The sequence below is a fragment of the Fusobacterium necrogenes genome (assembly GCF_900450765.1).
Taxonomy (GTDB): Bacteria; Fusobacteriota; Fusobacteriia; order Fusobacteriales; family Fusobacteriaceae; genus Fusobacterium_A; species Fusobacterium_A necrogenes.
Genome location: NZ_UGGU01000003.1, coordinates 1,421,128 through 1,441,528 on the forward strand (window position 1 = coordinate 1,421,128; position 20,401 = coordinate 1,441,528).

Annotated in this window: 17 protein-coding genes; 3 read left to right on the plus strand and 14 right to left on the minus strand. The window is 29.1% G+C overall.

Annotation, left to right across the window (positions count from 1 at the left end; genetic code table 11):
* Positions 1 to 39 precede the first annotated feature (39 nt).
* From DYA59_RS06690 to ebgA, 3 genes are read right to left on the minus strand one after another with little or no spacing between them, the layout of a single operon-like run.
* Positions 40 to 1,434: an amino acid permease gene (locus DYA59_RS06690; protein WP_218564214.1), complete on the minus strand. Its 1,395-nt coding sequence runs from the start codon at positions 1,432 to 1,434 to the stop codon at positions 40 to 42.
* A gap of 15 nt (positions 1,435 to 1,449) precedes the next feature.
* Positions 1,450 to 1,890 (minus strand): beta-galactosidase subunit beta, encoded by a 441-nt coding sequence (locus DYA59_RS06695; RefSeq protein WP_115270612.1) that lies wholly within the window; start codon positions 1,888 to 1,890, stop codon positions 1,450 to 1,452.
* Positions 1,891 to 1,908: 18 nt separating this feature from the next.
* Complete coding sequence (gene ebgA / locus DYA59_RS06700; RefSeq protein WP_115270614.1) at positions 1,909 to 4,950, minus strand: beta-galactosidase subunit alpha; 3,042 nt, start codon at positions 4,948 to 4,950, stop codon at positions 1,909 to 1,911.
* A 185-nt stretch (positions 4,951 to 5,135) separates the two neighbouring features.
* Here ebgA and DYA59_RS06705 point away from each other — a divergent pair, with 185 nt between their 5' ends.
* The 3 genes from DYA59_RS06705 to DYA59_RS06715 all read left to right on the plus strand — a co-directional run bounded on the left by DYA59_RS06705 (position 5,136) and on the right by DYA59_RS06715 (position 7,031).
* Positions 5,136 to 6,128, plus strand: coding sequence for a LacI family DNA-binding transcriptional regulator (locus tag DYA59_RS06705; protein ID WP_172606959.1), 993 nt, complete (start codon positions 5,136 to 5,138; stop codon positions 6,126 to 6,128).
* Positions 6,129 to 6,209: 81 nt separating this feature from the next.
* On the plus strand, positions 6,210 to 6,470 hold the full coding sequence (locus DYA59_RS06710; protein ID WP_115270618.1) for a hypothetical protein: 261 nt from the start codon (positions 6,210 to 6,212) through the stop codon (positions 6,468 to 6,470).
* 9 nt (positions 6,471 to 6,479) lie between these two features.
* Complete coding sequence (locus DYA59_RS06715; protein ID WP_115270620.1) at positions 6,480 to 7,031, plus strand: DJ-1 family glyoxalase III; 552 nt, start codon at positions 6,480 to 6,482, stop codon at positions 7,029 to 7,031.
* A 27-nt stretch (positions 7,032 to 7,058) separates the two neighbouring features.
* On the opposite strand, the gene DYA59_RS06720 is transcribed toward DYA59_RS06715, so the two are convergent.
* From DYA59_RS06720 to pdxS, 11 genes are all read right to left on the minus strand, one after another.
* Positions 7,059 to 8,393 (minus strand): CCA tRNA nucleotidyltransferase, encoded by a 1,335-nt coding sequence (locus DYA59_RS06720; protein ID WP_115270622.1) that lies wholly within the window; start codon positions 8,391 to 8,393, stop codon positions 7,059 to 7,061.
* Between the two features lie 248 nt (positions 8,394 to 8,641).
* Positions 8,642 to 10,558, minus strand: coding sequence for a threonine--tRNA ligase (gene thrS / locus DYA59_RS06725; RefSeq protein WP_115270624.1), 1,917 nt, complete (start codon positions 10,556 to 10,558; stop codon positions 8,642 to 8,644).
* A 35-nt stretch (positions 10,559 to 10,593) separates the two neighbouring features.
* Positions 10,594 to 14,403 carry a hypothetical protein gene (locus DYA59_RS06730; RefSeq protein WP_115270626.1) on the minus strand — a complete coding sequence of 1,270 codons (3,810 nt, stop codon included), beginning with the start codon at positions 14,401 to 14,403 and terminating at the stop codon, positions 10,594 to 10,596.
* Positions 14,404 to 14,542: 139 nt separating this feature from the next.
* The gene (locus DYA59_RS06735; protein WP_115270628.1) at positions 14,543 to 14,860 is read right to left on the minus strand and encodes a thioredoxin family protein; all 318 of its coding nucleotides are present in this window, start codon (positions 14,858 to 14,860) and stop codon (positions 14,543 to 14,545) included.
* An 89-nt stretch (positions 14,861 to 14,949) separates the two neighbouring features.
* On the minus strand, positions 14,950 to 16,275 hold the full coding sequence (locus tag DYA59_RS06740; RefSeq protein ID WP_115270630.1) for an FAD-dependent oxidoreductase: 1,326 nt from the start codon (positions 16,273 to 16,275) through the stop codon (positions 14,950 to 14,952).
* A gap of 55 nt (positions 16,276 to 16,330) precedes the next feature.
* Entirely contained in the window at positions 16,331 to 17,020 is a 690-nt protein-coding gene (gene tsaB, locus DYA59_RS06745; RefSeq protein WP_115270632.1) for a tRNA (adenosine(37)-N6)-threonylcarbamoyltransferase complex dimerization subunit type 1 TsaB, read from the minus strand.
* On the minus strand, positions 17,001 to 17,465 hold the full coding sequence (tsaE, locus tag DYA59_RS06750) for a tRNA (adenosine(37)-N6)-threonylcarbamoyltransferase complex ATPase subunit type 1 TsaE (RefSeq protein WP_115270634.1): 465 nt from the start codon (positions 17,463 to 17,465) through the stop codon (positions 17,001 to 17,003). The genes tsaB and tsaE overlap by 20 nt, the downstream gene beginning before the upstream one ends.
* Positions 17,458 to 17,958, minus strand: a complete 501-nt coding sequence (gene rfaE2, locus DYA59_RS06755; RefSeq protein WP_115270636.1) for a D-glycero-beta-D-manno-heptose 1-phosphate adenylyltransferase — start codon at positions 17,956 to 17,958, stop codon at positions 17,458 to 17,460. The genes tsaE and rfaE2 overlap by 8 nt, the downstream gene beginning before the upstream one ends.
* Before the next feature lie 82 nt (positions 17,959 to 18,040).
* Positions 18,041 to 18,658, minus strand: coding sequence for an NUDIX hydrolase (locus DYA59_RS06760; RefSeq protein WP_115270638.1), 618 nt, complete (start codon positions 18,656 to 18,658; stop codon positions 18,041 to 18,043).
* Between the two features lie 138 nt (positions 18,659 to 18,796).
* A complete protein-coding gene (gene pdxT / locus DYA59_RS06765; RefSeq protein WP_115270640.1) occupies positions 18,797 to 19,372 on the minus strand; it encodes a pyridoxal 5'-phosphate synthase glutaminase subunit PdxT in 576 nt (191 codons plus the stop codon).
* 2 nt (positions 19,373 to 19,374) lie between these two features.
* Entirely contained in the window at positions 19,375 to 20,250 is an 876-nt protein-coding gene (pdxS, locus tag DYA59_RS06770; protein ID WP_115270642.1) for a pyridoxal 5'-phosphate synthase lyase subunit PdxS, read from the minus strand.
* Positions 20,251 to 20,401: the final 151 nt, after the last annotated feature.

Genomic DNA, 20,401 nt, shown 5'->3' on the forward strand with positions numbered 1-20,401 from the left:
GTTGGCTTTTGAAACCAACCTCTTAGTCATTATAACATATTATTTTTCAGTATTTGCTATACTTTTTTCATATTTATTGTACTTCCATAAAGCCCAACCTAAAAATACTACTACTCCTCCTACATTATATATCAATGTCAATACTATATTTTGTCCTTCTGGGAATATCGCAGCAACAAAAGCTATAGAGAATATAACCAATAACATTCCTGTTACAGCTAATCCAAATGTTCTGCTTCCCATTCTAAAACTTCTTTCTAAATGATCTTTATGAAGTCTCAAATTGAAGTAAGCTAACATAATAAATAATGGTGGCATTAAAGCTGTAGCTGCTGTCATATTTATAATTATCCCTAATAGTTGGTTAATATCTTTTACTCCAAAGCAAGGAATTAATAATAGTGGAATTACTATAAAGAATTGTATCCAAGTTGCTCTTACTGGTATTCCATGTTCATTTAATTTTACTGTTTCTTTTCCAAAGATTCCTTCAGGAATTTCTGAGAAGAATACTTTTACTGGGGCTGATGTCCAAATCATTAGAGCTCCTAAAGCTGATGACAACATTACTAATCCTATAAAATGGTATATAAATTTAGCACTTATTCCAAAATGTGTTCCTAATCCTGCAAATACTTGAAAAATTCCAGATGTATATGTCAATTCCTCACGTGGAGTAAATACATTTACAAATAATGAACCTAGTGAGTATAGTGCTCCAATTGTCAATCCAGCTAAAATTATTGTTCTAACGAAAGCTTTTGAACCACCTTTTAAGTCATTAATATAAACTCCAATTGATTCAGAACCACCAGCTGCAAAGAATATCCATGCCATTGTTCCCATAAATTTCCAGTTTAAGTTAGGTGTTACTCTCTCCATTGTTATTGGAGTAACAGGTTCTACTCCCCCCAATAATGCTCCTCCACATAGTACAATAAAGATTATTGAAGTAGCCAACATCAACGAACTTCCAATACTTGTAATATGTCCTATCCAACTTGCTCCTTTTGTTGACACCCAAGTCGAAATAGTAAAAATTATAATTGAAAGTATTGATACAGTTACTGGTGAGAAAACATATTCATAACCAAAGAATGTATATGAAGCATAAACTAATATACTTGGTAGTAGTGATGTAAAGTAGAATAAGTTAACAAACCAATATGAATAAGCAGCTAGGAAAGCCCATTTAGGTCCTAATGATGATTTTACCCATTGATATACCCCAGATTCAGAATCTTTATTCAAGCTTACAAATTCAGCTATTATAAATACAAATGGTGTGAAATAAAATAGTGTCGCGAATAAAAATCCAGTAGCTGAAGCCATTCCTATCTCTATATTATTATTTACAACGTTTCTGAAGTTAAAAACTGCCGCTATTGTCATTGATAACAGTGCAAATTTACCAATTCTCGCTCTTTCAGACATTTTCATTCCTCCTAATTATTTATTTAAGAAATAATTATCTTCAACAGTAACTCTGATAATTACTTTTTTAGCATTTCCAGAACATTTTACTGCCTCATTAATTTCAACAATAATCATTTCTCCTTGCTTCATATCTAATTTTTTACCATTTCCAGTAAAAAATTCTCTGTCTGTTTCATCAGAATATTTTTCTACTAACTCTAATTCTGATTTAGGAGCTATCTCTATCTCTTCTCCTCCTTCTAAATAGTAGAATATATCCATATATCTTCTATGACCACAAAATTTGTCTTCAGCTTTAGATTCAGTTATCATATACGCTAAAGAGTCTCCAATGCTGTAATATACATTTTCTTGAATATTTGGAATATTATTGATTGCTTCTGCACATCTTATCCATTTTTTTCCTGTTCTAAATATACTTTTAAATTCATCAAATGAGTTTAATTTTAACATCGTTTATCCCCCTAACTATTAGTATTCAAATTTTGAAAGAGTAACTTCGTTATTATTCCATTTATCAAATGGTAACATAGTAAAGCTATATTCAAAATCTCTAAAGTATACTCTATAACTATCTAAAACTTCAGAACCCCAAGAGTTTGAACCTAATCCTAAAACTTTATGGTCTATGTTTAGTGTTATATAATCTGCTTCAACTAATTTATCTGTGTGTGTAGCTTCATGAATATTCTCTTGAGTATAATTCCATGCACTAAAGTTTATTGCATCTTTAGCGATTACAAAAATTCCTTTTCCATAGTGATTTGTTAATGAGAACCATCTTGTATCTTGTCTATTACCATTATCTTGTGGATAAGGATAATTAAAGAACATTCCATCTACAGTATTTTTATATACTCCTATGATATTTGATTTACAAGAATCTTGATAATTTTCTTCTGGTCCTCTTCCATAGTATTTTACTGTTTGGAAATCTTTATTAATTCCAATTTCAAATCCTATCTTAGGAATTATATCATCATATCCACCATATTTTTTACCAGATAGTTTTACATTAATTTGTCCCTCTTTAGCTATTTCATAAATGTACTCACATCTCATTCCGAAGTCAAATACTGGTGGAGCTATTAATGAATTAACTTTAACTAAAACTTTTCCTTCTTCTTTTATAACTTCCATAGCTCTGAAGTGTTCTTGCATAATTTGTAAATGATTTGGATGCCATAAATCATCATATTCTTGCTCATGATTATCAATCACAGGTTTAAAGAAATTAATTTTTGGAGCTCTTCCTATTATTTCTTCACCATTATCTATCCATGAAACAAGTTGTCCATTTACTTTTGAGAAAGTTACTTGGAAAGTTGATCCAATAATTTTATATTCTAATCTATCCTCTATAACTTCTAATTCAGTTGCATTATAATTTTCGTATTTAGCTTCTACAAATTTTCTATCATGTATTTTGAATTGATAAACTCCAATTTCATAATTTTCTGGTGCATAAAGTGTTTTACTATCTTTTTTAACTTTAAAGTTTACAAATAATTCCCTATTATCTTCTGGAATATCTACAACTATTTCTGATTTTCCCTCTGGATTTAATCCTGTTATCTTATATAGTTTCTCAGTTAAAACTTCATCTTCAGCTACTACTTGTGCATGAATTGTAATATCATCTAAATTTGAGAACCAGTATCTATTCTCTACTTCATATCTTCCTACTTCTTTCTCTCTAATTTTAACTGGTGATATTACTTGTTTATATTCTACTAATCCTTGTGTAGGAGTTTGGTCAGATAATAACATTCCATCCATACAGAAGTTATTATTATTTGGATAGTCTCCAAAATCTCCTCCATATCTATAAACTTTCTTATCTTTTATAGTCTTATCTAATACTCCATGGTCAATCCATTCCCAAATAAAATGTCCTTGTAAACATCTATGTCTATCGAATACATTTTGATACTCTTGAAGTCCTCCAGGTCCATTACCCATTGAGTGAGCATATTCACATATAATTCTTGGTTTTGGATGAGGGTTCTCTCCAAAATGATTCATTATTTGTACTCTTGAATACATAGTACTAATAACATCTACTACTTCAGCATCTCTATCTTCTTCATAATGTACAAGTCTTGTCTCATCTATCTCTTTTGCCTTATGGTACATAGCTCTTATGTTTACTCCATAACCAGACTCATTTCCTAATGACCACATGATTATACTTGGGTGGTTCTTTTGAGCATGAACATGTCTTTCTATTCTATCTACATAAGTTTCTTTCCATTCAATATCATCAGTTATTTTACTGATATTTCCTATGTTAGCAAATCCATGTGACTCTAAGTCAGTTTCTGCCATTACAAATAATCCATAGATATCACATAACTCATAGAATCTTGGATCATTTGGATAGTGAGAAGTTCTTACAGAGTTAACATTGTGTAATTTCATTAACTCAATATCTTTTACTGCTCTATCCATATTGATAGCTCTTCCACTCTCTGGGTCATCATCATGTCTATTTACCCCATGAAGTTTTAAATATTTTCCATTTACATAGAAAATTCCATCTTTTACTTCAATTTCTCTAAATCCTACTCTTTGAGGAATAATCTCTTTTACTTCTCCATTTCCATCAATTAATTCTAATACTAAGTTGTATAGATTTGGATTTTCAGCATCCCATTTCTTAGGTGCTTTAACTTCCTCTTTAATTTTTACCTCTGTTGTAATATCTACATCTATATTTTCTATTCTTCCTCTAAATACTTCAACATCCCCATCTAACAATCTATATTGAAGTGTGTTATTTTTACTTATCTCTCCAGTTACATTTTCTAAAGTAACATCACAAGTAAATGTAGCATCTTCATATTTTTCATCAAACTTAGTTTTTACAAAAAAATCATTTACATGAACTTTTTCTCTTCCTATTAAGTAAATATCTCTTAATATTCCAGCTGTCCACCACATGTCTTGGTCTTCAATATAAGTTGAATCTGCCCATTGTAAAACTTTTACAGAAATTAAGTTTTCTCCTTTTACTAAATATTTAGTAATATCAAATTCAGCTGTTAGTCTACTTCCTTTACTAAATCCTATATAATTTCCGTTTATATATACTTCAAAATAAGTCTCTACTCCATCAAATTTAATTATAACTTGTTTATCTTCCCATCTTTCATTTAAGAAGAAAGTTCTTTGGTATGCTCCTGTAGGATTATCAGTTGGTACAAACGGAACATCTACTGGAAATGGAAACCCTTCATCTGTATATTGTAACTTTCCATAACCTTCCATTTGCCATATGCTTGGAACATTTACTTTTGCCCAATCAGTCATTTTAGAACTATAAAATTCTTCTGGAACTAACATTGGATTCTCATAAAAATTAAAATTCCATTTTCCACTTAATAACATAAATTCATTACTATTTGCTCTTTGATATGTAAGAGCTTTTTTAATAGAACTATAAGAAAAAAAGTATGCTCTTGGAGTCATTCTATTTTCATTTGTTTTTTTAAAATTTTCCCAATTTTTCATTCTTACACCTCTTGTACTTTTAATATTTTTTTTGTTCATTTTTTAAATATTTATCTTATTTTAAGTATATATGTTTTACTACAAAAAGTCAAATAATTTTTACTAAATTTTTACTAAAAATCATTTTGTTATATTTATCATATTTTTATGTTATAATAATGTTATATTACACTTGGAGGATTATTATGGCTACTTTAAAAGAAATTAGTGAAATTACTAAACTTTCACAATCTACTATATCACGTATATTAAATGATGATGTTTCTTTAAATGTCCAAGAAACTACTAAAAAAAGAGTTCTTGAAGTTGCACAACAACTTAATTATAATTTTTCAAAAAAAAATAATAAGAGTACTACTACTTCTACTGTTAAATTTGCTGTAGTTGCTTCATTCTCAGAAAGAGATGAAATTAATGACCCTTATTACCTTTCTATAAAGTATGGTATAAAAAATGAAGCTCAATTACAAAATATAAAGGTTTCCTTTTATTATGAAAATGATATTTCAACAGTTAAAAATGTTAGTGGAATTATTGCTATTGGCTCTCATAGCGACTGTATATTAAAAGAATTTGAAAAAATTACTCCTAATATTTTATTGTTAGATCAAAAAAAACAAAATACCAAATTTGATACCCTAAGCATTGACCTAGAAGAAATTACAAAATCTATTCTTGTATACTTTACTAAATGTGGATTTAAAAAAATTGGGTATATTGGAGCTAGAGATTTTTCTAATACAAAAGATGAGAGAGAAAAAGCATATATAAATTACTGTATTTTAAACAAATTAGAATATCAAAAATACATTTATCTAGGTAATGAATTTTCAAGTAATTCTGGATATGAAACTATGACTAAAATTATTAAAGATAACAATCTTCCTGAAGCTATATTTGTTGCAAATGACTCTTTAGCTATTGGTGTTCTAAAAGCTTGTCATGAAAACAATATTTTAGTTCCTAAACAACTTTCTATTTTTAGTATTAATGATATTCCAGCTGCTGAATTTGTTTATCCATCTCTCTCAACAGTTCATATAAATTCAGAATTTCTAGGTTCTTTTGGATTAAAATTATTATTAGATAGATATAGTACATCACGTGAATTTCCAGTTTTTGTTACTATTCCTTCAACACTTATTCTTAGAGAGAGTTGTAAAAAAATAGAATTCTAATCGTAGGGAATAAAGTTGACAATTTTACTAAGAAATGGTAAGATATTTATGTTAGAAATTTTAAATTTGAGGTGAATAAATATGTCAGTTTTTGAAACTTGGGAAGAAAATTTATATGAATCTACATTCGATACAGTATATGACGCCCTTGTTGATGAGTATAAAAAAGGTCTTATTACTGTTGATGAATTGAAAGTAAATATTGAAGAACAACAGCAAGTTCTTTTAAATGCTTTTTTTGAAGGAGAAACTAAATCGGCTTATTGTAATGCTGTTGTAGATGCCCATCAATTTGTACTTGCTATGATTAAACAAGGTAAACTAACTGTTGAAAACAACTAGGAGGTTATTATGTCTAAAAAGGTTTATGTGCTTTTAGCAGAAGGTTTTGAATTAATTGAAGCTATGACTCCTGTGGATGTTCTTAGAAGAGGTGGAGCTGAAGTTGTTACTGTTTCTATTACTGATAATAGAGAGGTTACTTCAGCACAAAAAGTACCTGTTATTAGCGATACTACTCTTAAAGAAAAAGATATTACAGATGGAGATATGATTATTCTTCCTGGAGGATATCCTGGATATGTTAACCTTGGAGAATCTCAAGAAGTTGGAAAAGTATTAAAATATTATGTTGAAAATAATAAATTTGTTGGAGCTATTTGTGGTGCTCCTACCGTTTTAGCTAAAAATAATGTTTTCTTAGGTAAGGAATTAACTTGTCACTCTTCTGTTGTAGAAGAAATGAAGGGATATAATTACAATGGAAGTAAAGCTTTTACCGATGGAAATCTTATTACTGGAATGGGAGCTGGACTAGCTTTAAATTTTGCTTTTGCACTGGCTGAAAAATTATTAGACAATGAAACTATCCTTAAAGTGAAAAAAGGAATGGAACTTATTTAAAATTAAAAGGAAGAGTTGAGCTTTTAGCTATTCTCTTCCTTTTTTATACTCCAAAGCTAATTTTAATAATTGTTCTTGAGTATTGCATTCTGGATATTCTAGTACTTGATTTAATAAATATTTTAGTACTTCTCCGATATTTTTTCCTTGTTTAAAACCATTTTCTAATAACTCTTTTCCACTTATATTTAAATCTTTTATTGAAATAGGTAACTGCTTTTTTACAATATCTTGATAGATTTTTTCTAATCTCTCTATCTGTTCGAAGTTATAGGGAGGTCTATGAGTTTTTCTATCCGCTTTTAATACCTGAAAATATCTTAACATATCCTCTTTTTCTAATCTATTCATCATCTTTTTTATAAATTTTTCTTCATTGTCTATCCCGTAAACTAGATGATATTGTATAATCCTATATACTTTCTCTATACTATTTTTATCATACCTTAATCTTTCCATTATCTCTTTAGCTATTTCAGCTGAAATTAATTCATGATTATAAAAATGTCCTTTCCCATCTTCTCCTAATGAAAAACATTTAGGCTTTCCTATATCATGAAAAAAAATTGCTAGTCTTGTAATTAAGTCCATATCAGTTTCTTTTAAAGCTTGTAGAATATGCTCATCTACAGTATAGATATGATGAATGTTCCTCTGATTAAATCCTCTACAATCTTTCCATTCAGGAATAATTATCTCCAATATTTTTTTATCAGATAATATTCTTAAAATATTGTAGGCATTTTTTCCAGTTATTATTTTATCAAATTCTTCTCTTATCCTTTCAACTGAAAGGTTTTGTAATAATTCTCTATACTTTGAAATTTCTTCAACATCTTCATCTAAATATTTTAAATCTTTAGTAGCTAAAAATCTAAAGTATCTCAATATTCTAAGTGGGTCTTCCTCTATTCTTTTTTTACATTCTCCTACAAATCTCAAAGTTTTATTCTCTATGTCTTTTTGTGAATCACTATCTCCATAATAAAATTTCTCTCCATCAAAAGCTATTGCATTGATAGTAAAATCACGTCTTTTTAAATCCTCATAAATATTTTCTGTAAACTCTATCTCCTGTTCCTTTCTATCTTTTGGAATCCCTTTATCCTGTCTCATCTTAGCTATCTCATAGTGTGCTCCATCAATTTTTATCTGAATAATCCCAAAATGTTTTCCTATCTCTTTAGGAGAATATTCACTAAAAATATTTAATAACTTCTCATACTCTATATCTGTAACAAAATCACAATCCTTTGGTTCAAGACCTAAAAGAACATCTCTCACATATCCTCCAACAATATATCCTTGTCCATTTTTTTGTAAGATATTTAAGATAAGCCTTATATTTTTATCTAAATACATTTTTACCTCCTATTTTTGATTTCAACTTAAGAAATTTATTAGGAATATAAAAATTCAAGAATGACAAAGATTGAAAAGAATAAATAGAGCAAGTCAGCGAAAATAAACGCTAAAAAACACAACTGTTTGAGACAAAGTCGAGTTTTGTGTTTTTAGTGAATTAAGCCATACTTGCTCTTTATTCTTTGAACGAAAGTCATTCTTGATTTATTTTATTTATTATAACATTTTAAATTAAATTTTAAAAATTATTTATCAAATTTTACTTGAGCTTCGTCAATAATCATATCTAAGAACTCATCAAGTTTCATAGAAGTTTGCTCTTGAGAACCTCTTCTTCTAATATTAACTTCTCTATTTTCAACTTCATTTTTACCAATGATTAATTGAACAGGAACTTTATATTTTCCATTAGCTTCTCTTATCTTGTATCCAATAGATTCTGCTCTATCATCTAGCTCTGCTCTTATTCCTCTCTCTAGTAAAATTCTACAAATTTCCTCAGCATAAGGTTTTGTTTCATCATTAATAGTTAAAACTTTTACTTGAGTAGGTGCTAACCACAATGGGAAAGCTCCAGCATAGTGCTCTATTAAGATTCCTATAAATCTTTCAATAGAACCATAAACAACTCTATGAATCATAACTGGTCTATGTTTCTCTCCATCTTCACCTATGTAGCTTATATCAAATCTTTCTGGTAAGTTGAAGTCTAATTGGATAGTTCCACATTGCCAAGTTCTTCCAATAGCATCTTTAATTTTGAAGTCTAATTTTGGTCCATAAAAAGCTCCATCTCCAGGATTTAATTTATATGGTCTTCCTATCTTATCTAAAGCTGCAGCAAGAGCCGATTCAGCTTTTTCCCAAATCTCATCAGAACCAATAGCTTTTTCTGGTTTTGTAGATAATTCTATATGATACTCAAATCCAAATAACTTACTATAGAATTTATCTATTAAGTTTACTACCCCTATAATTTCATCTTCTATTTGCTCTGGAGTCATAAATATATGTGCATCATCTTGAGTGAAACATCTAACTCTCATAAGTCCATGTAATGCCCCTGAAAATTCATGTCTATGTACAGTTCCTAATTCCCCACATCTGATTGGTAAATCTTTATATGAGTGTAACTGATGTTTATAAGTAATTACTCCACCTGGACAGTTCATTGGTTTGATTGCAAAATCTGTTTCATCTATTGTCGATGTATACATATTTTCTCTGTAATTAAACCAGTGTCCTGAAATTTCCCATAGCTCTCTATTTAACATAATTGGAGTCATAATCTCTGTATATCCAGCAAGAGTATGTTCTTTCTTCCATAAATCAATAAGTGTATTTCTTATCGCCATTCCTTTTGGTAAGAATATTGGAAATCCAGGCCCATAGTCACTTACAAAGAATAAATCTAATTCTTTTCCTAATTTTCTATGATCCCTTTTTTCTGCTTCTTCCAATAAAGTTAAATAATCTTTTAATCTTTTTTCATCAGCAAAAGCAAATCCATATATTCTTTGTAGCATTTTATTATCAGAATTTCCTCTCCAATAAGCTCCTGCTACTGATTTTAATTTGAAAGCTTTTAAATATGAAGTAGATGGTACATGTGGTCCTCTACATAAATCCATGAATTCTCCTTGTTTATAGAAAGACAACATTTCACCTTGAGCTATCTCTTTTATAATTTCTACTTTATATTCTTCCCCTAATTCTTCAAAGTGCTTTATAGCATCTTCTCTAGTCATCATTATTCTTTCAACTTTTTCATTTTCTTTCACAATTTTTCTCATCTCAGCTTCTATCTTAGCTAGATCTTCTTCTGTAAATTGTACTTTTGGATCAAAATCATAATAAAATCCATTTTCAATAGCTGGTCCTATAGCTACTTTTGTTCCTGGAAATAATCTAATTACAGCCTGTGCCATAAGATGGGCAGTAGAATGTCTTATTATCTCTTCTCCCTCTTCTGTTTCTGGAGTTATAAACTCTACTCTAACTTCTACTTCATTTAATACAGTTGACATATCTACTAATTCATCATTTACTCTAGCTGCAATTGCTTTTTTAGCAAGAGAATTACTTACACTTTTAGCTATCGTAAATAAGTTTACCTTTCCTTCAAACTCTTTTGCGTCTCCATCTGGTAATATTACTCTCATCTTTATTCCTCCTTATCATCAATTTTTATTTTTTACTAATCTACTACATCTTCTACTTCTAATCCATCAAACATATAAGTCTGTGGTTTAGTATGCTTTTTGGCATCAGTATCAGCACCAATACCAAATATTGGATTACTTGGGAATGTGAGTAGTGTAAATTGAAGAGCTGCTCTCCATTCATAATCTTTAGCACTTAGAACATATTGTTTTTCAAAAGCTAAAGACCATTGATAGTACCCCATCTCTTTTCCTATCTCTATTCCTAACCCATCAAGTGATGATTTTCTTCTTCTCTCATCATCCTTTATCATATTTGTCAAATCTTCATAAAACTTACCATAGGCTTTTAATGTCCACCCTTCACTAGGCTTTCCTAATTTTGTAACTAGACTAATTTTATGCTCCCTATCAGTTTTAGTCCATTTACTATTTCTCCAATCAGCACTTTCATCGACTTGATAACCAATACCGAATCTATTTTGAGAATAAAAAACTCCTGCTTGTATCTCTTTAAGCGAAGCCCAATAATCACCTGTTCTTTCATATCTAGCTTCATTCCTTTGTAACATCAGATTTACTTTAAAGTTACGTTTATATTCAGCTATATTTGTAAATTCATCATATATATTTCTATTTAATTTAAAATCTACATGATTCCTTTCTCTATTTCTTAGAATATCTCTTACTCTATATATCTCTTGCGGAGTAAGTGAAACGGAATCTTTATCATATTCTATTTCAGCATATTTTTTTAATTCATCATCTGTAAATCTCTTATCTCTATATTCATATCTAAATGATACCACATCAGAGTTCTGACTATTATATGATTTTCCGTCTAAAATTAAATTTTTAGCATTAGGTTCATTATGATTATAAATTTCATAGGTTGCCCTATAATAATTTTCTATCTCATTTCTTCCATCTAAAAAAGAAATTCCATAGATCTGATTTTTTACATCTAATTCTTTTTCAAAAGTAATGTAGTTTTTTCTACTATCTCTACCTTCACTAAAATCTAATCCTAATTTATTATCACCAAAAATATATTCATAAGAATATGTATTTAATCTAATTTTTTCTTTAGCATTATCTATACTTAACCCATTATTATACTTAGGATCTATATTGAAAATTTTTGAATTTATTCCATTATGTTGATATGCTAATTTATGTCCATCTAAGTAATAAGTAACTCCATAGTCTCTAAAAGTATAATAATTATAGTTTTCTCTATTCAATGTCTCATCTGTATACTTTCTATCTTGACCATAATTAAAACTCAAAGATTTATCCCCATCTATTTTAAAATCTAAATTATTTTTTATAACTTCATTATTTAACTCATTAGTAGCTGGATTCTCTGCTCTTTTATAATCTATTGTATAGATAGTTTCAGTATTTCCTATTGTTGTGCTAACTGTATCAACTACTTGATAAATATTATCTTTATTTTTTAATCTTATATACTCAGCACTTCTTCCATCTATTTCATTACCAAAATTTATACTTCCAGAATCATAATCATATTTTTGATAGAATAGAGTTAAATCATTAGCCATAGATAAATCTATATTTCTATTGATATTATCTTCATTATTAAATAGAGTCATAGTATGGTTTAATTTTAATTGAGTTCTTAAAGTTGAGTCCTCTCCACTTACATAATTTCCTTTTCCATTATTACTATATGGATTATATCCCTTACTATACTCATCATATCTTACTCCTCCAAATAGAGCAAGTTCTCCAAAACCATCTAAATCTATCTCATTTCTTTCAACAGTTACCTCATAAAAATCTGATTCATTCACATATTTTCTATATCCATCAACGGTATATATTCCAGTTCTATCCCAGAACTCCTCTTTAGTTTGCCCACTAGCAAATGAGAATTTTGTAGTTTCATCAAAAATATCTACATATCCTCTTTGCTGCTCGAAATCACTATAAATAATATCTTCAAATCTATTATATTGTTTACTTCTATAGTTACCCTTAATTAATTGATTAACCATAGGTACATTCTCAAGTGAGTTTCCTTTATTTTGTTCTTCCCTTTCTTTTAATGTAAGTCTCAATGGATCATTCCCTAAATCCAACTCTTTGATCTCTGAATAGTAATCATACCCTACTTTTACTTTATAATCTCTATAGAAATTATATTCTCCGAAAGATACTCTTAAATCTTTTGTATCAAACCTATTGTACTCTTTTACTGTACTAGGAGAATAATTAGCTCTAAAATTTCTTCCATACATACTTTGATATGTCAATAAATTGTTGAGTTTTGGATCTCGTTCCCAAAGTCCTAATTTTCTAAATCTATCTCCAGTTTTTTCATCGTAAGTAAAGCCCATTTTAGTATCTTTATCTAAAAACTCAAAACCAAAATCTTCAGCTCTTGATTGAGTATCGTTAAAAGTTGACCCTGGATCCATATCATACAGATAATTATAGTAGCCACTAACTCTATAATCAATATTATCTTTTGTCAGTTCTACTTGACTAAATAAATCATTATCTATACTACTTCCGTAAGAGATATCATCAATATCATCATACACCATAAGAGCATATATTTTTTTATCATCAGTAAGTTTTAACTTACTTTTTAAAGTAATATCTTTATTCTCTCCTAAATTTTTCAAATCAGCATCTATACTAAAAAAACTCATAGTATTGGTTAAATTAGGTCTCAATCCTTCCTCTTCAGTTTTTCCAAACTTATTTCCTCTATTTGTATAATCGATTACTATATCATCTAATTTAGGAATCATATTATATGTCGCATTAATAGCATTAAAATATAGTTTTCCTTTGTTTCCATCATATTCATGAGTATAGTTTACTCTATATCTCTTACTTCTTTCCTCATTTGATAAAAGTTGCCCATCAGTAGCATTTTCTCTATCTATTTTCTTTTCTTTTGAATATACTAACCAGTCATCTATGTCCAATTTTATAGTACCAAATCTATCAGTTTTATACCAATTTTCCCATCTTCCTATTAGAAAACCCATCCTATCTGCAAATTTTGGAGCAAATCCTCCTATATATCTATCATCTCTATCACCATATAAAAATCCCCACGTACTATTCCAGCCATAATATTGATCATCTCCCCATTCTGGAAATAATGGTACTGCTGATCCTTGTCTTATATTAGTTCTAAACCATGGAAACCTAAAGGGTAACCTACTTTTATTTTCTACATAAAAATCACTATTTTTTAAAGTGATCTGTTTTTCAGGTTCTATTACTATACTTTTTACTAATAAATGATAACCTGCATTATTAGGATTTCTAGTTTTATTTATATTATAATCAGTTGTTAACCAACCATCATTAATATATATTTTATTATCTTTATACTCTACCCTATCTCCACCGAAATATATTCTGTCATTTGGTTTTTCAGCACTAGTTATTTTTCCTACTTCTAAATATCCAAAGTTATTGTAAAAAGTTCCTTCACTTCCATCTAATGCAACCTCTCCACCCTTTAAAGATTGTAAACTAATATCTCCTTGTTCATTTGAAAAAAGAGTTTGCAATTCATCATTTATATAAGCCTTATTTCTTTCTATATCTCTTTTTAAATTATAAGCTTTTAATTCTAAGTCTCCTTGTTTGAGATTTAATCCATTTTTAGATTTCATAGTATTATTCACTAAATCTATTTCAACCTCATCCGTGCCAGCCAGAATAGAACCTTCATTCTCCTTTTTTAGCTCTACACCTGAGTTAGATATTTCTGTCACTATTGGAACCTTATCTATTCCCAATATAGTTAACGAAACAACCACAAATGCTATTGCCAATCTAATCCTATCTCTCATACTTGCAGTCCTCTCTCCAAACTAAATATTATTAGGTAATTATACCATATTTATATAATAATTTATATATTTTTTTTTACTTTTTCTTAAAAAAAATAAAAACTGACTGAATAGTTTATAGCTAATCAGTCAGTTTTTCTCATCTTAATTCATATAATTTTTCTTTAAGTTCTTCTTTAGATTTTAACCCATTTATTTGGCAAATTTTACTTCCAGAATTCATAAACATTGTAACAGGAACACTTGTTATTCCAAATTTAATAGCCAAATCTGGACTTTTATCCACATTTACCTTAAATATTTTTACTTTTTCTTCTTTTGCTATTGTTTCTAAAATTGGACTCATTATCTTACATGGCCCACACCAATCTGCAATAAAATTCAAAATTACAATCCCTTTCTCATTTCGAATATTTTCAGCAAATGTCATATCATCTAAATCCATCAAAGTATTCAATCCTTCCTCCTAATTTCTGAAAATTCTTAATTTAGTAGTTAGAAATTGTTCATTTATAATTTTACCTTAATTTTCAAAAAAATCAAGCCTTAATTATAAATTTTCATCATAATTTGATTTTTTTTCTCTCCTTCTCTAACTCCCTTTATAACAGATATCGACTTAGACGTATCTCCTATTAAAATTGCTCCTTTCAACACCTCATTTTCAAAGAAAAGTTTTATATATGTATCTCCAGTTTCATTATAATCTTCTACTATCTCCTGGCACTTAACTTCAGATTTTATTTCTCCAATTGAAAGAAGTTGTGTATTCATTCCTTCAAAGCTAAGTGGTTGTATTTGTTCAGTATATACCCTTTCTTCTCCACAAATATTAGCTCCTACCACCTTTCCTTGCTCCATAGCTACTTGCCAAAGACCTACTATTTTAGTATTAAATTCAGCTACATCTCCACAAGCATAAACATCTTTTAGGGATGTTTCCATTCTCTCATTTACTAATATACCTCTATTTATCTTTATCCCTGAAGCCATAGCAAATTCTACATTTGGACAAATTCCAGCACTTATAATAACAAATTCTGCTTGTATCTCTTGTCCATCTTTTAAAAGAATCTTTTCTACTTTTTTATCCCCAACAAATCCTTTAATTTCTACTCCAGTCATAATATTTACCCCTGAAGTTTTTATAATTTTTTCTAATAAAAAGCTCCCCTTTTCGTCTAATTGTCTAGGTAATACTCTTGGCATAACCTCTAATACGGTTACATTAGCTCCAAGATTTTTTAGACCCCAAGCAGCTTCTAATCCAAGAACTCCTCCTCCAATCACTACTACATTTTTACATTTTTTAGCTAATTCTTTTATCTCAAGAGTTTCTTTTAATTCTCTTATTACCCTCACACCATCTAAAGCTTTATTTTCAAATGGTGGAACAAAACATCTTGCTCCAGTAGCTATTACTAACGAATCATATTTTAATTTTTCATTATTAGAAAGAATAACAGCTTTTTCACCATTTAAAATAGATGTAACTTCTTCATTTAACATCACTTTTATATTTCTCTCATCATACCAAGACTGTTTTTTTATCTCCATTCTTTCCATTGGAATATCATTATCTAATATCTCTGTAAGTCTTGTTCTATAGTATGGTAAGTATCCTTCTTTTGAAATGATAGTTATTTTTGCTAATTTATTTTTAGCACTGATAGAATCAGCTACATTTACAGCAGCTACTCCTCCTCCTATTATTACTACATCAATTTCTTTTGCAGTAGAATTTTCTGATACTTCTACTTCTACCAATTCAAAAAGCTCCTGTCCTACTCCACAAACTGGACAAGTTGCTGGTTTTTTATCATAATCAAATAACTCATCACATACTGTACATCTCCATTTTTTCACTAACATTTCCTTCACCTCTTAAATTATCTATTATCTCTTCCCATAACTATTTTAAAATAAATTAATTTCTCTTTAGTCTCTCTTCCCTTTCTCTTTCTGCTTGAGATTTATTTACATAAAATGGCTCTAGTGTATATAGATTATCTTCTTGCATATCAATAGCCATCTGCCCTGCTAAAACACTTCTAGGTATAGAGTTTCCTTTTGAAACTATTTTTGCTTTCTCTCCTAATACCTCTTTTATTATTTTTTCATATGCAATAGCTCCATCTCCACAAAAAATCATATTTTTACCTTCTAACTCTTCTAAAAGATTCCTTAATTCTCCATCTTTATATTCTAAAACTCTTTTTATATCTTCCTTTTTTTCATAAATTGAATAATATACTCTCTCTTTTCTAGCATCTAAAAGTGGAACTATTACCCCTTCTCCACACTCTGTATTTTGAACTAATAAATCTAATTCGTTTATTCCTACAATACTTTTTTTTGTTCCATAACATAGCCCTTTAGCTACAGCTACCCCTATTCTTATTCCTGTAAAAGACCCAGGTCCAACAGTTACAGCCACTCTATCTACATCTTTTATAGAAAGTTTTGTCATCTTAAAAAGATTATCTATCATCTCCATAATAACTGCTGAATGATTTACTTTTACATAAAGATTTAACTCTCCAATAACTCCTATTCTATCATCAAATAGAGAGACGCTTCCTATCTTAGTTGCTGTATCAATAGCTAAAACCAACATACTCTAACATCTCCTTCTCTTTTGCTTCATTTCCTATATATCTCAATTCTACTTCACGAGTATCCTCATCATGATAATTTAGTTTTATCTTTATATACTCCTTTGGTAATTCACTCTCTATTATATTAGCCCACTCTATAAGAAGTATACCATCACTATTTAAATAATCTTCATACCCTACCTCATATACTTCTTCTGCTTCCCCTAGACGATACACATCAAAATGATATAGAGGCAATCTTCCACTTAAATACTCTAATACATAATTAAAAGTTGGACTTTTTATATTTTCAACTATTCCTAACCTTTTAGCAAAGTGTTGAGAGAATGTAGTTTTTCCAGTACCTAAATCTCCTATTAAAGCTATTACTGTATTTTTACAAGAGTAATCAGCTAATTTTTCTGCTAGATTATTCAACTCATCAAATGTGAGAATTTTATTCATTCTCTCCTCCCTCATCATCTTCCTTTTCATTTTTAAATTGTATCTTATTTACTATGTTAGTTGTAGATTTTCCTTCAACATAAGATAAGATTATTACCTCTCCACCATTTTTTTCTACTGTGGCAGTTTCTGGTAATTGCTCTTTTGTATAATCTCCACCTTTTACATGAATAGATGGTTTAATTTTTTCTAAAGTTTCTATTGGTGTTAATTCATCAAAAATAAGAGTAAAGTCTACTGCTTTTAGCCCTGATAACATCTCTGCTCTATCTATTTCATTATTTATAGGTCTAGTTGGTCCTTTCAATTTCCTTACTGACTCATCTGAATTTACTCCAACTATTAAAACATCTCCCTGCTTTTTGGCATCATTTAAATATCTTAAATGTCCCACATGTAAAATATCAAAACACCCATTTGTAAACACTACTTTTTTTCCTTGTAGCTTTAATTCCTCTATCACTCTTGCTGCTGTTTCTCTACTTAAAATCATAATACTCCCCCTCCCATATAAGCAAACTTATCTCCATTTGTATTTTATCATATTTGTATATTTTATTAAATAGAAAATAAACTTATACTCCATATAAATTTATAAATTCATAGATAATTTCTGCAGTAAGCCCCCAGATAGTCTCTCCTTGATAATTATAGAAATATACCTCTCTAGCTCTTCCTAACCAAGAGTTTCCATATCTAGCTGGTAATTTTAATTCACTTGTAGAAAATAATGGTCTATTCTCTAATCCTATTTTCTCAACTCTAGGGTTATTATTTTGAAAAAATTTAATTGGTATCAAAAAAACCTTCTCCACTTCATCAATATTATACTTTAATTCATCTATACTTTTAATATTTAGATATCCTACATATACTTCTATAATTATTCCATTAGGGCTTACTAAACTTCCAAATTTCCCTTTTAATTTTATTTTTTCTCTAGCTATCCCTAACTCTTCAATAGTCTCCCTTATAGCTGTGTATTCAGTTGTAATATCCTCTTTGTCAAATTTCCCTCCTGGAAAAGATATCTCTCCTCCCTGTCTAATATGTAAAGCTCTTTTCTCTAAAATAATATACTCTTTAGCATTTATTTCTACAATAGCTATAAGTACAGCTGAGGTTATATATCTATTTTGCCCTATTATTCTCTTCTCTCCTTGAGCTAATATCTCTGATAACTTATCTCCCATCTTCTCTCCTTTATCTTTATTTTTAATTTTATCACTTATATTAACTAAAGAAAAGAAAAAAGAAGAAAAATTTTTAAGTGCTGTAGTTAATTTTAAAACTTCAGTTCACTCCTTAATTTTTCTTCTTTAAAATCATAATTATTTTTTATTTTTTTCTACCATATTTAAAAAATATCTATGTAATGTTGTATCCTCTGTTAACTCAGGATGAAAAGATATCCCTAACATATTTTTTTCTTTTACAGCTATAATTTTCCCTTCAACTTCTCCTAAGATTTCAACCTCTTCTCCTACTGTTTCTACATATGGAGCTCTTATAAATACCAGCTCTATTTTCTTTTCTATTCCTTTGATGCTTCCTAAATATTTAAAACTTCCTAATTGTCTACCATAACCATTTCTTTTTACAGCTATATCCATTACTCCTAAATGAACTGTATCATCATTAACTAATTTTTTAGCTAGAAGAATTAACCCTGAACAAGTTCCAAATACTGGCATTCCATTTTTTATCTTCTCTTTTAGAGGTTCTAGTAAATCAAACTCTTTCATTAATTTCCCCATAGCAGTACTCTCTCCACCTGGTAAAATTATTCCATCTATCTCTTCAAGTTGAGATTTTTCTTTGATATATATACTTGTAACTCCCAATTTATCCAAAATTTTTTTATGTTCTAAAAAAGCTCCTTGTAAAGCTAAAATTCCTATTTTCATAATTAATAACCTCTATCAGACATTTTTTCTTTCTCTTCTAAGCTATAGACATTTATTCCTACCATAGCTTCTCCTAAATCTTCTGATACCTCTGCTAATATCTTAGGATTATCAAAATTAGTTACTGCCTTTACTATTGCTGCTGCCCTTTTAGCTGGGTCTCCTGATTTAAATATTCCTGACCCTACAAAAACACCATCACAACCTAATTGCATCATTAAAGCTGCATCTGCTGGGGTAGCTACTCCACCAGCAGCAAAGTTAACTACTGGTAACTTTTTATTTTCATAGACATATTTTAATAACTCATATGGAACTCCTAACTCCTTAGCTATATTATATAACTCTGACTCTTCCACTGAACCTATTCTTCTAATCTCTTCATTCATTCTTCTCATATGTTTAACAGCTTCTATTATATCACCAGTTCCAGGTTCCCCCTTAGTTCTTATCATACTTGCTCCCTCTTGTATTCTTCTTAGAGCTTCTCCTAAATTTTTTGCTCCACATACAAATGGAACTTGAAATTTAGTTTTATCTATATGAAATCTATCATCTGCTGGAGTTAATACTTCACTCTCATCTATATAATCAATCTCTAAAGATTCTAATATTTGAGCTTCTACAAAATGTCCAATTCTAACTTTTGCCATAACAGGAATAGAAACAGCTTTTTGAATCTCTTTTATCATCTTAGGGTCTGACATTCTTGCTACTCCACCATTTTTTCTTATATCAGCTGGAACTTTTTCCAAAGCCATTACAGCACAAGCACCTGCTTTTTCAGCTATAATTGCTTCCTCTGGAGTAGTAACATCCATTATTACTCCTCCTTTTAACATCTGTGCTAAATTTTTATTAAGCTCATATCTTGACATAATTATCACCCTTTATTATTTTTTATATTCATATTATAATAAGAGTACCGGTACAATTATATTATTTATAAAAGTATTATTACATATCTTTGTTATAAATTCAATTTTTTCATCTAAAATTGTACCGTAACAATTTTAAAAGGAGAAAAGT

Coding starts and splice junctions, on each gene's coding strand:
- DYA59_RS06690 (WP_218564214.1), bottom strand. CDS start 1,434: ATGTCTGAAAGAGCGAGAATTGGTAAATTTGCACTGTTATCAATGACA.
- DYA59_RS06695 (WP_115270612.1), bottom strand. CDS start 1,890: ATGTTAAAATTAAACTCATTTGATGAATTTAAAAGTATATTTAGAACA.
- ebgA (WP_115270614.1), bottom strand. CDS start 4,950: ATGAAAAATTGGGAAAATTTTAAAAAAACAAATGAAAATAGAATGACT.
- DYA59_RS06705 (WP_172606959.1), top strand. CDS start 5,136: ATGGCTACTTTAAAAGAAATTAGTGAAATTACTAAACTTTCACAATCT.
- DYA59_RS06710 (WP_115270618.1), top strand. CDS start 6,210: ATGTCAGTTTTTGAAACTTGGGAAGAAAATTTATATGAATCTACATTC.
- DYA59_RS06715 (WP_115270620.1), top strand. CDS start 6,480: ATGTCTAAAAAGGTTTATGTGCTTTTAGCAGAAGGTTTTGAATTAATT.
- DYA59_RS06720 (WP_115270622.1), bottom strand. CDS start 8,393: ATGTATTTAGATAAAAATATAAGGCTTATCTTAAATATCTTACAAAAA.
- thrS (WP_115270624.1), bottom strand. CDS start 10,558: ATGAGAGTAATATTACCAGATGGAGACGCAAAAGAGTTTGAAGGAAAG.
- DYA59_RS06730 (WP_115270626.1), bottom strand. CDS start 14,403: ATGAGAGATAGGATTAGATTGGCAATAGCATTTGTGGTTGTTTCGTTA.
- DYA59_RS06740 (WP_115270630.1), bottom strand. CDS start 16,275: ATGTTAGTGAAAAAATGGAGATGTACAGTATGTGATGAGTTATTTGAT.
- tsaB (WP_115270632.1), bottom strand. CDS start 17,020: ATGTTGGTTTTAGCTATTGATACAGCAACTAAGATAGGAAGCGTCTCT.
- tsaE (WP_115270634.1), bottom strand. CDS start 17,465: ATGAATAAAATTCTCACATTTGATGAGTTGAATAATCTAGCAGAAAAA.
- rfaE2 (WP_115270636.1), bottom strand. CDS start 17,958: ATGATTTTAAGTAGAGAAACAGCAGCAAGAGTGATAGAGGAATTAAAG.
- DYA59_RS06760 (WP_115270638.1), bottom strand. CDS start 18,658: ATGGGAGATAAGTTATCAGAGATATTAGCTCAAGGAGAGAAGAGAATA.
- pdxT (WP_115270640.1), bottom strand. CDS start 19,372: ATGAAAATAGGAATTTTAGCTTTACAAGGAGCTTTTTTAGAACATAAA.
- pdxS (WP_115270642.1), bottom strand. CDS start 20,250: ATGTCAAGATATGAGCTTAATAAAAATTTAGCACAGATGTTAAAAGGA.